Annotated in this window: 8 protein-coding genes; 3 read left to right on the top strand and 5 right to left on the bottom strand. The window is 73.6% G+C overall.

The window, feature by feature from the left end; all coding sequences use genetic code 11:
• Position 1: 1 nt before the first annotated feature.
• Together BLU95_RS15130 and BLU95_RS15125 are read left to right on the top strand one after the other, a co-directional pair.
• The gene (locus BLU95_RS15130; RefSeq protein WP_093860469.1) at positions 2-550 is read left to right on the top strand and encodes a SigE family RNA polymerase sigma factor; all 549 of its coding nucleotides are present in this window, start codon (positions 2-4) and stop codon (positions 548-550) included.
• A gap of 67 nt (positions 551-617) precedes the next feature.
• Entirely contained in the window at positions 618-1,595 is a 978-nt protein-coding gene (locus BLU95_RS15125) for a hypothetical protein (protein WP_093860468.1), read from the top strand.
• Positions 1,596-1,650: 55 nt separating this feature from the next.
• Here BLU95_RS15125 and glgB read toward each other — a convergent pair whose 3' ends face one another.
• From glgB to BLU95_RS15105, 4 genes are all read right to left on the bottom strand, one after another.
• Positions 1,651-4,131 (bottom strand): 1,4-alpha-glucan branching protein GlgB, encoded by a 2,481-nt coding sequence (glgB, locus tag BLU95_RS15120; RefSeq protein ID WP_231978579.1) that lies wholly within the window; start codon positions 4,129-4,131, stop codon positions 1,651-1,653.
• A 180-nt stretch (positions 4,132-4,311) separates the two neighbouring features.
• Positions 4,312-5,802: a maltokinase N-terminal cap-like domain-containing protein gene (locus tag BLU95_RS15115; protein ID WP_107452560.1), complete on the bottom strand. Its 1,491-nt coding sequence runs from the start codon at positions 5,800-5,802 to the stop codon at positions 4,312-4,314.
• Between the two features lie 241 nt (positions 5,803-6,043).
• On the bottom strand, positions 6,044-7,768 hold the full coding sequence (gene treS / locus BLU95_RS15110) for a maltose alpha-D-glucosyltransferase (protein WP_093860467.1): 1,725 nt from the start codon (positions 7,766-7,768) through the stop codon (positions 6,044-6,046).
• Positions 7,765-9,720 carry an alpha-1,4-glucan--maltose-1-phosphate maltosyltransferase gene (locus BLU95_RS15105; protein ID WP_093864890.1) on the bottom strand — a complete coding sequence of 652 codons (1,956 nt, stop codon included), beginning with the start codon at positions 9,718-9,720 and terminating at the stop codon, positions 7,765-7,767. Before BLU95_RS15105 ends, treS begins: the two co-directional genes overlap by 4 nt.
• 1,038 nt (positions 9,721-10,758) lie before the next feature.
• Between BLU95_RS15105 and glgP the strand changes: the two genes are divergently transcribed.
• The gene (glgP, locus tag BLU95_RS15100; RefSeq protein WP_093860466.1) at positions 10,759-13,422 is read left to right on the top strand and encodes an alpha-glucan family phosphorylase; all 2,664 of its coding nucleotides are present in this window, start codon (positions 10,759-10,761) and stop codon (positions 13,420-13,422) included.
• A 79-nt stretch (positions 13,423-13,501) separates the two neighbouring features.
• Here glgP and BLU95_RS15095 read toward each other — a convergent pair whose 3' ends face one another.
• Positions 13,502-14,254, bottom strand: coding sequence for a class I SAM-dependent methyltransferase (locus BLU95_RS15095; RefSeq protein WP_093860465.1), 753 nt, complete (start codon positions 14,252-14,254; stop codon positions 13,502-13,504).
• Between the last annotated feature and the right edge of the window lie 4 nt (positions 14,255-14,258).

Genomic DNA, 14,258 nt, shown 5'->3' with positions numbered 1-14,258 from the left:
GATGGCACGAGAGAGTCAGCTACGGACGAAGGCGGGCCGGGACGAGGACTTCCGGGCCTTCGCGACGGCGAGGACCCCGCACCTGTACCGCACCGCCTGCCTGCTCGCGGGCGGTGACACCCACCTGGCGGAGGACCTGGTCCAGGAGACGCTCGGGCGGATCTACGCCCAGTGGCACCGGACCTCCTGGTTCGCCCCGCGCGAGCGGATCGACAACCCGGCCGGCTACGCGCACACCGTGCTGGTCCGGGCCTTCCTGTCGCACCGCAGCCGGCGCAGCAGCGGCGAGCAGCCGGTCGACGCGGTTCCGGACACCGCCGCCAGGGAGGGCGACCCGGCGCTGCGGCTGGCGCTGGTCGACGCGCTCGCCCGGCTCTCGCCGCGCGACCGGGCGGTGCTGGTCCTGCGCTACTGGGAGGACCGCAGCGTCGAGCAGACCGCCGAGATCCTCCGCCGCAGCCCGGGCGCCGTGCGGACGCAGTCCGTCCGGGCGCTGGCCCGGATCCGGGCCGTGCTCGGCGACGACCTGCGCGCCCTCGCCGACCACTGAGCTCCCGCTCCACCTCCATCGACCGACCTTCATCGACCGACCGACCGACCCGAAACGGTGGTTCAGCATGCCCGCAGACCGGGACCTTCCCGAGACCGACACCCAGTACGAGCAGGACCTCTCCGCGGCGATGGCCCGGGCGGGGGAGACGTTCCACACCGAGCCCCTGCCGCTGGTCGACACCGGCTGGTCGTACGGGCGCCGACTGCGCCGCCGCCGGCGGGCGTCGGTGCTGGCCGGAGCCGCCGCGCTGGCCCTGGTCGGCGTCGGCGGGGTGGCGCTGGCCGGCCTGCCGGGCGGTGGCACCGGCCGGGTCGCGGCGGCGGGCGCACCGTCCGCCGGGGCGACCGCGGCGCCGGTGTCCGGCCAGGAGTTCCTCGACCTGTTCACGCCGCTGCTGCCGGCCGGGAACATCGTGAAGGTCGAGGAGGCGCGGGGGACGGAGAGCGGTACCCCGCAGCTCCGGCTGACCCACGACGACGGGCACGGCCTGGCGTACTACCTGTTCTGGATCACCGGCCCCTCGGTGATGCCCGATGACGCCAAGGGCTGCGCGTACGCCGACGGCCTCGATGTCTGCACCTCCGCCACCACGACGGACGGCTCGCAGTTGGTGGTCTACCAGGCCGGCACCCGGGACGGCGAGCCGGACGGGTCGAAGACCTGGTCCGCCTCCCTCTACAGCAAGAGCGGGTACCACCTCATGCTCCAGGAGTGGAACCGCAATCCGCTGGAGCCGGGGTCCGGCATCACCCGGGTCGACCCGCCGATGACGACCGGGCGGATCGCCGAGGTGGCGGCGGACGAGCGCTGGAAGACGGTCGCCGCCGCCATCCCGGAGCACCCCGTCATGCCGCAGCCGACCGGGGCGGACGGTGGGCTTGCGACGGTCCGGCCGATGAGCCCCTCCGACCTCGCCTCCCTCCGGGCAGCCGCGACCGGCCCGGGGAAGGAGGGCGCCGTACCCGCGCCGTCGCTCCCGTCGACGGAGGGGGCCCTCTCCGGCCCCCTGACCCTGCCCGCGTTCCCCCCGCCCGGCCCCTGACGCCGTCGGGCCGCCGCTCCGCACCACGGGGGCGGAGCGGCGGACCACCGGCGGCTCAGGCCGGGCGGAGCCAGACGGTCGACAGCGGCGGCAGCACCAGCTCGGCACTGCGCGGCTGGCCGTCCCACTCGACGGCCTCCGACTTCACCGGGTGGGAGTTGCCGATCCCGCTGCCGCCGTAGGCCGCGGCGTCGGTGTTGAGGGCCTCCTCCCACAGCTGGTCGCGGCCGTTCAGCTCGGGCAGGCCGACCCGGCGGCCGTGCCGCACCACGGGGGAGAAGTTGCAGACCGCGACCAGCGGTGTGCCGTCGGCGGCGTAGCGGACGAAGGAGAGCAGGTTGTCCTCGGCGGCGCCGCCGTCGAGCCAGCTGAAGCCGGCCGGGACGCTGTCCTGCTCCCACAGCGCCGGGGTCTCCAGGTAGCGCCCGTTGAGATCGGCCACGAGGCGGCGCACGCCGAGGTGGTCACGGTGGGCCGGCCACTGCTCGTCGAGCACCCACCACTGCGGGCCCTGCTCGTGGTCCCACTCGGCACCCTGGGCGAACTCCTGCCCCATGAAGAGGAGTTGCTTGCCGGGGTGGGCCCACATGAAGCCGAGGTAGGCGCGGTGGTTGGCGCGCTGCTGCCACCAGTCGCCGGGCATCTTGGAGACCAGCGCCTGCTTGCCGTGCACCACCTCGTCGTGGGAGATCGGCAGGACGTAGTTCTCCGACCAGGCGTACACCATCGAGAAGGTGATCTCGTTGTGGTGGAACCGCCGGTGCACCGGGTCCTTGCCCATGTAGACCAGCGAGTCGTGCATCCAGCCCATGTTCCACTTCAGGCCGAAGCCGAGACCGCCCCGGTCGGTGGGCCGGGTGACGCCGTCCCAGGCGGTGGACTCCTCGGCGACGGTGATCACGCCCGGGCAGCGCCGGTAGACGGTGGCGTTCATCTCCTGGAGGAAGGCGGCCGCGTCGAGGTTCTCCCGCCCGCCGTACTGGTTGGGGGTCCAGGCGCCGCCCTCGCGCGAGTAGTCGAGGTAGAGCATCGAGGCGACGGCGTCCACCCGCAGGCCGTCGACGTGGAACTCCTCGCACCAGTAGACCGCGTTGGCCACCAGGAAGTTGCGCACCTCGACCCGGCCGTAGTCGAACTCCAGGGTGCCCCAGTCCGGGTGCTCGGCGCGCAGCGGGTCGGCCGGCTCGTAGAGCGGCTCGCCGTCGAAGCGGGCCAGCGCGAAGTCGTCCTTGGGGAAGTGCGCGGGCACCCAGTCGACGATGACGCCGATGCCGTGCCGGTGCAGGGTGTCGACCAGGAAGCGGAAGTCGTCGGGGCCGCCGAGCCGGGAGGTGGGCGCGTAGTAGCCCGACACCTGGTAGCCCCAGGAGCCGCCGAAGGGGTGCTCCATCACCGGCATGAACTCCACGTGGGTGAAGTTCAACTCCTTCAGGTAGGCCGGGAGTTCGGCGGCGATCGCGCGGTAGTCGGTGAGGTCGGGCCGCCAGGACGCCAGGTGCAGCTCGTACACCGACATCGGGGCGCGGTGGTGCGCGGTGCGGGCCCGGCGGGCCATCCACTCGCCGTCCTGCCAGCGGTAGGAGGAGCTGGTGACGACCGAGGCGGTGCCGGGCGGCAGCTGCGCGGCCCGGGCCAGCGGGTCGGCCTTGTCGAGCACCCGGCCGTGCCGGGTGTGGATCTCGTACTTGTACTGGGCGCCCTCGCCGATGTCGGGGACGAAGAGCTCCCAGACGCCGGAGGAGCCGAGCGAGCGCATCGGGTGCCCGGTGCCGTTCCAGTGGTTGAAGTCGCCGATCAGCCGCACCCCGGCGGCGTTCGGCGCCCAGACCGCGAACGCGGTGCCGGTGACCCCGCCGACGGTGCGCACGTGCGAGCCGAGCGCCTGCCAGAGCTGCTCGTGCCGGCCCTCGGAGATGAGGTGCAGGTCGAGCTCGCCGAGGGTGGGCGGGGTGCGGTAGCCGTCGTGCTGGCGCAGCGGTTCGGAGCCCGGGTAGTCGACCAGCAGCCGGTAGTCGGGGGCCTCCGCGGCGGCCAGCAGACCGGTGAACAGGCCGCCCTGCTGGTGGGTGAGCTCGACGGAGCCCTGGTCGGTCTCCACCAGGACCCGGTCGGCGAACGGGCGGAGCACCCGGATCGCGGTGCCGCCGTTGACGGGGTGGGCACCGAGCAGGGCGTGCGGGTCGTGGTGCTGGCCGCCGACCAGCCGGTCCACCTCACCGGGCGGCAGCGGGGCCTCGGGCAGCCGCAGCGCCCCGGAGGTCACCGGGGCGGCGTCGCCGCCGGCCGGGGGCACGGGCGCGGCCGCGGGCGGCGGCACGGTCGCCGGAGCCGGAGCCGGAGCCGGAGCCGGAGCCGGGCCCGGAGCCGGGGCAGCAGGGACGGTCGCAGTCGGGGCGGTCGTGGCGGGGGCGGTCCCGGTGGGTTCCGACTCGGCCCGCCGGGCGGCCGCGGGTTCGCGCTTCGGGGCGTCCGGGCCGGCCAGGAAGGTGGCCGGCACGGTGCGGATGGTGCGGCCTGGCGGATCGAGCGGCGTCACGGCGAGGACCTCCTGGAGCGGGGCGCGGATTCGGGGGCGGGGCGGCGGAAGCGGGGCGGCGGCGGGCCCGTCGGCGCCGGGGCGGGGAGGGAGGGGCTCCGGCGGCGGAACGGGGGAGGAGGAGGGGGTGGCCCCCGGTGGGGCGGGGACCGGACCGGCCGAGCGAGGGGGAGCGGAGGGTCAGACCGTGAGGGCGAGCCGGTTGATGGCGGCCAGCGGGATCGGCAGCCAGCTGGGCCGGTGCCTGGCCTCGTAGACCACCTCGTACACCGCCTTGTCGATCTCCAGCGCGCGCATCAGCTCCGGCGACGCCGCCGGGTCGGTGCCGCCGCCCGCGGTGTAGCCGGCGCAGAAGGCGGTGCGGTTGCGCTGCGCCCAGGCGGCGGCGAGGTGCGCGAGTTCCGGGTCGGACGGCCCGCCGGCCAGCAGGTGGGCGGCGGCGTAGTCGAAGGAGCGGAGCATCGCGGCGACGTCCCGCAGAGCGGTCTGCGGTTCGCGCCGCTCGGCCACCGACTTGGCCGGCTCGCCCTCGAAGTCGAGCAGGACCCAGCCGTGCGGGGTGCGCATGGCCTGGCCGAGGTGCAGGTCGCCGTGGATCCGCTGGACCGCCAGGCCGTCCGGGTGGGCGTCGGCCATCTGGCCGAAGGCCGAGCGCAGCGCACCCCGGTAGCGCATCAGCCCCGGGACGGCGGCGACCGCGCTGTCCAGCCGGTCGGCCATCGCGGTGGCCAGCTGCCTGGTCTGCGCCCGGTCCAGCCGGGCGACCGGCATCGACCGGGAGAGCACCCGGTGCACCTCGGCGGTGGCGCGGCCGAGCCGGTGCGCCTCGATCGCGAAGTTGCCGGGGGAGGGGTCGCCCTTCAGCCGGCCGACCTGGTCGAGGGCGAGTTCCCAGCCGTCCTCGGCCTCCGGGAGGTAGCGCTGGAGCAGGCCGAGGGTGGCCGGCTCGGTGCGCTCCAGCCGGCTCTCGAACCAGGCGGCGACCCGGGGGATGCGGGTCGAACCGGCCCGGGAGAGCGCGAGCGAGAGTTCCAGGTCGGGGTTGGTGCCGGGGTGGACGCGGCGGAACAGCTTCAGGATGTACGAGGTGCCGTAGATGACGGAGCTGTTGGACTGCTCGGCGGTGGAGGCCCGCCCGGGCAGGTTGGTGGGCAGTCCGGAGCCGGGGGTGCGCCGGAACGACAGCGCGCCGAACCGGTCGCCGGTGGCCAGGTGCTCCAGCAGCCGCCCGGTGAGCTCCGGGTCGTGCACCGCGTCGAAGAGCGTGGCCCCGTCGTACGGGCCCTGGGTGAGGCGGCCGAGGACGGCGGCCGGCTCGATGCCGGCCGGGCCCTTCGAGCGGATGCCGAGCAGCAGTTGGTACAGGTCGCCGTGCGGCACGCCGGCGGTGGCGGCGTGTTCGACCCGGAGCAGCAGGTGCAGCAGGGCGGGGTCGCCGACCTGGAGGGGGGTGCCGACCACGGGGACGAGGCCGGTGATCGGCCGCCCCTTCCCGGCGTACCAGCGCTGGGTGGGTAGCCACTCGGCGATCAGCGGCAGCGCCGCCTGGACGAGTTCGCTCACCCCCAGGGCGGTCCTCCGGACCCCGGTACCCCGCGGGACGGCCGGCGCGGCGGAGCCGGCGGGGGCGTCCTGGTGCAGGGGGACTTGCGAACGGGAGGTTTCGGACATGACTCCCTTTCCCCGGAGGAGCTGGGCGGATCGCCCGACGGGTCTGGCCGGGTCCGTCAGTCTTCCGGATTGCGGCGGCGCGGCGGCGCGGCACGCGAGCGAGGGGCCCGGGTGTCACGCCTTCGTGTGGGTGGCCGTTGGGCTGTTCTCCGTACGCGGTGGTGCAGAGACGACCGGGGGCGCGGGGTACGAACTCGCGCCCCCGGAGGGTTCGGTGGGACCCGCGGCGGCTGCCGGATCGTTACTTCGGCCGCACGGTTCCGGTCGGCCGGGCGGGCCGGCGGAGCTGGAACCAGTAGAAGCCGTGCCCGGCCAGGGTGAGCAGGTACGGCCACTCGCCGATCGAGGGGAAGCGCACCCCGCCGATCAGCTCGACCGGATTCCGTCCGCCGTACCGCCGCAGGTCCAGTTCGGTCGGTTGCGCGAACCGCGAGAAGTTGTTCACGCACATGACCAGGTCCCCCTCGTACTCACGGACGAAGGCCAGCACCGCGGGGTTGCTGGAGGGCAGTTCGGTGTAGCTGCCGAGGCCGAACGCCGGGTTGAGCTTGCGGATCTCGATCATGCGACGCGTCCAGTGCAGCAGTGAGCTCGAACTGCTCTGCTGCGCTTCGACGTTGGTCACCTGATAGCCGTACACCGGATCCATGATGGGCGGCAGACTGAGCCTGCCCGGGTCGGCGGAGGAGAAACCCGCGTTGCGGTCCGGGGTCCACTGCATCGGGGTCCGGACGCCGTCCCGGTCGCCCAGCCAGATGTTGTCCCCCATGCCGATCTCGTCGCCGTAGTAGAGCACCGGCGAACCGGGCAGGGAGAGCAGCAGGGCGGTGAAGAGCTCGATCTGGTTGCGGTCGTTCTCCAGCAGCGGGGCGAGCCGCCGGCGGATGCCCACGTTGGCGCGCATCCGCGGGTCCTTGGCGTACTCCGCGTACATGTAGTCGCGCTCCTCGTCGGTGACCATCTCCAGGGTCAGCTCGTCGTGGTTGCGCAGGAAGATCCCCCACTGGCAGCCGTGCGGGATGTTGGGCGTCTTGGCGAGGATCTCCGAGACGGGGTAGCGGGACTCCCGGCGGACCGCCATGAAGATCCGCGGCATCACCGGGAAGTGGAACGCCATGTGGCACTCGTCGCCGCCGGAGGCGAAGTCGCCGAAGTAGTCGACGACGTCCTCCGGCCACTGGTTGGCCTCGGCGAGCAGCACGGTGTCCGGGTAGTCGGCGTCGATCTCCTTGCGGACCCGCTGCAGGAACTCGTGGGTCTCCGGGAGGTTCTCGCAGTTGGTCCCCTCCCGGGCGAACAGGTACGGCACCGCGTCCAGCCGGAACCCGTCGATGCCGAGGTCCAGCCAGAACCGCAGCCCGGCGATCATCTCGTCCTGGACCCGGGGGTTGTCGTAGTTGAGGTCGGGCTGGTGGGAGAAGAACCGGTGCCAGAAGTACTGCTTGCGCACCGGGTCGTAGGTCCAGTTGGAGGTCTCGGTGTCGACGAAGATGATCCGGGCGTCCGGGTACTGCTTGTCGTCGTCGGCCCACATGTAGAAGTCGCCGTACGGGCCGTCCGGGTCCTCCCGGGAGGCCTGGAACCAGGGGTGCTGGTCGCTGGTGTGGTTCATGACGAAGTCGATGACCACGCGCATGCCGCGGGCGTGCGCCGCGTCGACGAACTCCATGAAGTCGGCGAGGTCGCCGAACTCGGGCAGCACCGACTTGTAGTCGGACACGTCGTACCCGCCGTCGCGCAGCGGCGAGGCGAAGAACGGCGGCAGCCAGAGGCAGTCGACCCCGAGCCACTGCAGGTAGTCGAGTTTGGCGGTGAGCCCCTTGAGGTCTCCGACCCCGTCGCCGTTGCTGTCCTGGAAGGACCGCACCAGCACCTCGTAGAAGACCGCACGCTTGAACCACTCCGGGTCCAGGTTCTTCTTCGAGGTCTCGGGGAAGGTGTCGGGGACGGGCTCGTTGACTGTCACGCTGGGTTCCTCCGAACCGTGAGGAGGTGGGCCGGCTCGGCTGAGGGGTCGAGCCGGACGTAGTTGTGCCGGCCCCAGGTGTAGGCGGCGCCGGTGAGCTCGTCGTGGACCGCGTACGGCCCGTCCCCGTCCAGGGTGACGGTGGCCTCCTGGGCGTGGTGCGGATCCAGGTTGACCACGGTGATGAGGTGGTCGGTGAGGCCGTCGGGCGTCGGGGCGGTCTTGGAGTAGGCGAGCACCTGGTCGTTGTCGGTGGGGTGGAAGCGCAGTGAACGCAGCTGCTGGAGTGCCGGGTGACGGCGGCGCAGCCGGTTCAGGACGGTGAGCAGCGGGGCGAGGGTGTCGGTGCGGCTCCAGTCCCTGGGGCGCAGTTCGTACTTCTCCGAGTGCAGGTACTCCTCGGAACCGGGGTGGGCCGGCTCGTTCTCGTAGAGCTCGTAGCCGGCGTACACGCCGTAGCTGGGGGAGAGGGTGGCCGCCAGGACCGCGCGGATCGCGAAGGCGGCCCGGCCGCCGTCCTGGAGGTAGGCGTGCAGGATGTCCGGGGTGCTGGCGAAGAAGTTGGGGCGCATGTAGGCGGCCGCGTCGCCGGTGAGCTCGGTGAGGTACTCGGTGAGTTCGGCCTTGGTGTTGCGCCAGGTGAAGTACGTGTACGACTGGTGGAAACCGATCTTCCCCAGGGTGTGCATCATCGCCGGACGGGTGAAGGCCTCGGCGAGGAAGACCACGTCCGGGTCGGTGCGGGCGATGTCCGCGAGCACCCGCTCCCAGAAGACCACGGGTTTGGTGTGCGGGTTGTCGACCCGGAAGATCCGTACCCCGTGCGCCATCCAGAACCGGAGGACCCGGATCGTCTCCTTGACGATTCCGTCCATGTCCTGGTCGAAGTTGATCGGATAAATATCCTGATATTTCTTCGGAGGATTCTCGGCGTAGGCGATGGTGCCGTCCGCCCGGTGACTGAACCATTCCGGATGCTTGTTCACCCACGGGTGGTCCGGCGAACACTGGAGCGCGAAGTCCAGCGCGACCTCCAGGTGCAGCGCGGTGGCCTCGGCGACGAAGTGGTCGAAGTCCTCGATCGTGCCGAGGTCCGGGTGGACGGCGTCGTGGCCGCCCTCCGGCGAGCCGATCGCCCACGGCGAGCCGACGTCGTGCGGGCCGGCCGTCAGGCTGTTGTCCGGGCCCTTGCGGAAGGCGCGGCCGATCGGGTGGACCGGCGGCAGGTAGACCACGTCGAAGCCCATCGCGGCCACCGCGGGCAGCCGCTCGGCGGCGGTCCGCAGGGTGCCCGAGCGCGGCGGCTCCACCCCGGACGGGTCGACCACCGCGCCCTCGGAGCGGGGGAAGAACTCGTACCAGGAGCCGAACAGCGCCCGCTCCCGGTCCACCTGGAGCGGCACCGGCCGGGAGGCGCTCACCAGTTCGCGCAGCGGGAAGCGGCCCAGCAGCTCCTGCACCTCGGGGGCGAGCGCGGCGGCCAGCCGGGACAGCGGCGGCAGGGCCGGGTCGCGCAGCGCCTCGGCGGCCGCCAGCACCACCGCCCGGCCCTCCTTCTTCGGGACCCCGGCGGCCGCGCGTTCCAGCAGTTGCGCGCCCTCCTCCAGGACCAGCGCGGTGTCGATCCCGGCCGGCAGCTTGATCGCCGCGGCCTTGCGCCAGGTGGCCACCGGGTCCGACCACGCCTCGACCACGTACGACCAGCGGCCGGGGGCGGTCGGGGTGACGTGCGCGCCCCAGCGGTCGGAGCCCTCGGCCAGCTCGCGCATCGGCGTCCAGGGGCCGCCGCGGCCGCGCGGGTCGCGCAGCACCACATTGGCGGCGACCGCGTCGTGGCCCTCACGGAACACGGTCGCGGAGACCGGGAAGGACTCGCCCACCACCGCCTTGGCCGGGCGGCGGCCGGCGTCCACGAGGGGGCTGACGTCCAGGACGGGGATGCGGCCGATCACGGTGTCGCTCTCTGTCGTCTTGCGGGCGGTCTTGCGGGTGGTGGCGGGCTTCGCGCGGGCCCGGCCGGCGGCGGGGCGCGCGGTGGACGCCCCGGCGGGTGCGGCGCCCCCGGCCCGGCCGGTGGCGGGTTCGGAGGCGCTCGCGCCGCGGGCGGTGGTGCGCCCGCGCGGGGTCGCGGCCCCGGTCGGGCCGGAAGCGGTCCGGCTGTCCTCGGCCCCGGGTTGTCGGGCCGGCTCGTCCGGTCGCTCCGTACGGTCTGCCCCGGCACCCCGGGGTCCCGGCATCGCCGCGTCCGTCCGAGCGTCAGAATCCATCCGTCCGGCGGATTCCGCGACCGCTGCGTCGAGGGTGTCGGCCACCGGTGTGGACTGGTCCCGCGTGTCGCCGTGCATGCCAAACTCCTGCCCGAGATCGGCGGCAGCTCCCGCGGGCCGGCAGGGCCAGGGGAGTACCGGGAGGACTACTGGGTGGGGAGGACCTGCGACCGGAAGCCTGCCCGCGCCGCCGTTCCGGGCAACCTGCCCCGCTCCCGCCGAGCCCGTGGCGGAGGGCCCGAGAGCCCGCGCGCGTCCCGGCGCACGCCTCTCGGAGCGCGCCCCCGGAGGACCCGACCCACCCGTGAACGAGCGGGGTGATCGCGAGGACACGCGGCGGTCCGCGATGGGCGCCGAATGGACCAATCAGGATGACGAACGATCAACACGAAAAGGATTCGGACGTGCTGCTTCGCGGGGGAACGCCACCCGTCTCCGCACTCCCCGCAGCATCGACGACCGCGGTTCATCCTCGCACCGGTCGAGCGGATTCCGCACCGGTCCGGCCGGAGTTTCGGAGGTGATCGGGCGCGGGCCCGCCGGCGGAAATGGATCTGTTCCGCCGCGTTCACGTATTGGTGGCGCGGTGCCCCGGAAAGTGCGCCTCGTGCGCCCCCCGTGCAGTCCAATGCGCCGAATGCGATCTCATCAATAGGCCGAACGGATGTCGAATAGCCCAACTGACGCACCATCATGCCATCGGGCGAGGCTACGCTTCACGCCGTGAAGGCAATCCGCAGATTCACCGTCCGCACCGTCCTGCCCGAACAACTCCAGCCGTTGCACGAGCTGGCCCTCAACCTGCGCTGGTCCTGGCACCCCGAGACCCGGGACCTCTTCCGGTCCGTGGATCCGGACGTGTGGGCCGCGACGGGCGAGGACCCGGTGCGGCTGCTCGGGGAGGTCCCGGCCGCCCGGCTCGCCGCGCTCGCCGCCGACCGCAGGTTCCTGCGCCGGCTCGGCGACCTCGCCGACGACCTGCGGGAGTACCTGGCGGGCCCGCGCTGGTACCAGACGGCGGGGCAGCAGGCCGCCGCGCCGCCCCCCGCCGCCATCGCCTACTTCTCGCCCGAGTACGGCATCGCCGCCGCGCTGCCCCAGTACTCCGGCGGCCTCGGCATCCTCGCCGGCGACCACCTCAAGGCCGCCAGCGACCTCGGGGTCCCGATCATCGGTGTCGGGCTCTTCTACCGGCACGGCTACTTCCGGCAGTCCCTCGACCGGGACGGCTGGCAGCAGGAGCGCTACCCGCTGCTCGACCCGGACGAGCTGGCCGTCACCCTGCTGCGCGAGCCCGACGGCACGCCCAGCCGGGTCGACCTCGCCCTGCCCGGCGGCCGCACCCTGGCCGCGCACATCTGGAAGGCCCAGGTCGGCCGGGTCCCGCTGCTGCTGCTGGACTCCGGCATCGAGGCCAACTCGCCCGCCGAGCGCGACGTCACCGACCGCCTCTACGGCGGCGGCAGCGAGCACCGGCTGCTGCAGGAGATGCTGCTCGGCGTCGGCGGCGTCCGGGCCGTGCGCGCCTACCAGCGGCTCACCGGCCACCCCGCGCCCGAGGTCTTCCACACCAACGAGGGCCACGCCGGCTTCCTCGGCGTCGAGCGGATCCGCGAACTGGTCGCGGACGCCGGGCTCGACTTCGCGGCCGCCCTGGAGTCGGTCCGGGCCGGCACCCTCTTCACCACCCACACGCCCGTCCCGGCCGGCATCGACCGGTTCGACCGCGAGCTGGTGGCCCGGCACTTCGGCGGCGAGACCGCGCTCCCCGGCGTCCCGGTCGAGCAGGTGCTCGCGCTCGGCGCCGAGACCTGGCGCGGCGGCGACCCGAAGCTGTTCAACATGGCCGCCATGGGCCTGCGGCTGGCCCAGCGCGCCAACGGCGTCTCCACCCTGCACGGCGAGGTCAGCCGCTCGATGTTCAACGGCCTCTGGCCGGGCTTCGACGCCGCGGACGTGCCGATCACCTCGGTCACCAACGGCGTCCACGCGGCCACCTGGATCGACCCGGCGGTGGTCCGGCTCGGCGCCGCCGAGATCGGCGCCGACCGCGCCGAGGAGGCGATGACCACCGGCGAGACCAAGCGCTGGACCGGCCTCGAGCGGATCGGCAACACCGAGGTCTGGGACCTCCGCCGCACCCTGCGGGCCCAGCTGGTCGACGAGGTCCGCCGGCGGCTGCGCGCCTCCTGGCACCAGCGCGGGGCCGGCGAGGCCGAGCTCGGCTGGGTCGCCTCGGTGCTCGACCCGGACGTGCTCACCATCGGCTTCGCCCGCCGGGTGCCCTCCTACAAGCGGCTCACCCTGATGCTCCGCGACCCGGAGCGGCTGCGCGCGCTGCTGCTGCACCCGACCAGGCCGGTGCAGATCGTGGTGGCCGGCAAGGCCCACCCGGCCGACGACGGCGGCAAGCGGCTGATCCAGCAGATGGTGGCCTTCGCCGACGACCCCGCCGTCCGGCACCGGATCGTCTTCCTGCCGGACTACGACATGGCGATGGCCCGGCACCTCTACCCGGGCTGCGACGTCTGGCTGAACAACCCGCTCCGCCCGCTGGAGGCCTGCGGCACCTCCGGGATGAAGGCCGCGCTCAACGGCTGCCTCAACCTGTCGGTGCTGGACGGCTGGTGGGACGAGTGGTTCGACGGCCAGAACGGCTGGGCGATCCCCACCGCCGACACCGGCGACGGCGTGCTCGACCCGGACAGCCGGGAGGCCGAGCGGCGCGACGACATCGAGGCCGCCGCGCTCTACGACCTGATCGAGGACCAGGTCGCCACGCGCTTCTACGACCGGGGCTCGGACGGCCTGCCGCACCGGTGGATCGCGATGGTCCGGCACACCCTGGTCACCCTCGGGCCCAAGGTGCTGGCGGGCCGGATGGTCCGCGAGTACGTCGAACGGCTCTACGCCCCGGCCGCGCAGGCCCAGCGGGAGCTGGCCGGCGGCGGGGAGCACCGCGCCGCCCGCGAGCTGGCCGGGTGGAAGGCCCGGGTGCGGGAGGCCTGGCCGGCCGTGCGGGTGGAGCACGTCGAGGCGGACTGCCCGGACGAGGCGCAGGAGCTGGGCAGTGCCCTGGCGCTGCGGGTGCAGGTGACCCTGGGCCCGCTGGAGCCGGCCGACGTCGAGGTCCAGGTGGTCTCCGGCCGGGTGGACGAGTCGGACCGGATCTCGGACGCCTGCCTGCTCGCCCTCAAGCCGGTCGGCGGGCCCGACCTCGACGGGCGGACCAGGTACGAGGGCTCGCTGGAGCTCGGCCGCACCGGACCGTTCGGCTACACGGTGCGGGTGCTGCCCTCGCACCCCCGGCTGGCCTCGCCCGCCGAGCTCGGACTGGTGGCGCTGCCGCCGGAGGTGCCGGGCATGGACGCGGTCCTGCTGCGCTGAGCCCGCCGGGCGGGGTGCCGGCCCGGCCGGTGCCCCGCCCGACGGACGATCCGCCCGGCGGATCGTCCGTCGGGGCGCTTCAGCGGACGGCCGCCACCATGGCGTCGGTGACCGAGCGCCAGGCCACCCCGGCCTCGGCGAAGCCGGACGCCACCAGCCGCTCGGTGTGCCAGCCGGCCGGGTGGGACTCGCCGTCGGCGTGCGAGCCGTACAGCGCGTTGCGGGCGGCGACCTGGTCGGCGAGCAGCGGGTCGGCCGCGGCGGCGAGCCACCAGGACTCCCAGTCCAGGACGCCCTCGGCCTTCTCGCGCTCCTGCCGCCCGTGCCGCTGGGCCCGTTCGGCGGCGTTGAGCAGCGGGACCTCCGGGTCCGGCATGTGGTCGGCGTTGAGGAACACCCCGCCGGGGCGGACCAGGCCGGCCAGGTCGGTGTAGAGCCTGGCGAGGTCGGTGGCGGGAAGCCAGTGCAGGGCGGTGGCGGTCACCACCGCGTCGAACGGCCCCGGCGGGAGCGCGTCGGCCCACCGGGGGTCCTTGAGGTCGGCGGTCACCAGGCTGAACCGCTCGTCCTCGCCGAGCACGCCCCGGGCGATGGTCATCAGCGCCGGGTCCTGGTCGACGCCGACACTGGTGGCGCCGGGCAGCCGGGCGAACAGCCGCTCGGTGATGCTGCCGGTGCCGCAGGCGAGGTCGAGCACGCGCGGGGCCGGGCCGGTCACGGCCCCGACGAGGTCGATCATCACCCGGAACCGCTCCTCGCGGTCGGGCAGGTACCACTCCTGCTGCCGGTCCCAGCTGCGCTGCCACTGCTCCCAGTGCTGACGGTCGACCATGTTC

It is taken from the genome of Streptomyces sp. TLI_053 (genome assembly GCF_900105395.1).
In the GTDB taxonomy this organism is placed as follows: Bacteria; Actinomycetota; Actinomycetes; order Streptomycetales; family Streptomycetaceae; genus Kitasatospora.
This window is presented reverse-complemented; position numbering and strand designations above follow the sequence as displayed.

Excerpts from the sequence above, each read along its gene's own strand:
- BLU95_RS15130 (WP_093860469.1), top strand. The coding sequence starts at position 2 with ATGGCACGAGAGAGTCAGCTACGGACGAAGGCGGGCCGGGACGAGGAC.
- BLU95_RS15125 (WP_093860468.1), top strand. The coding sequence starts at position 618 with ATGCCCGCAGACCGGGACCTTCCCGAGACCGACACCCAGTACGAGCAG.
- BLU95_RS15115 (WP_107452560.1), bottom strand. The coding sequence starts at position 5,802 with ATGTCCGAAACCTCCCGTTCGCAAGTCCCCCTGCACCAGGACGCCCCC.
- BLU95_RS15095 (WP_093860465.1), bottom strand. The coding sequence starts at position 14,254 with ATGGTCGACCGTCAGCACTGGGAGCAGTGGCAGCGCAGCTGGGACCGG.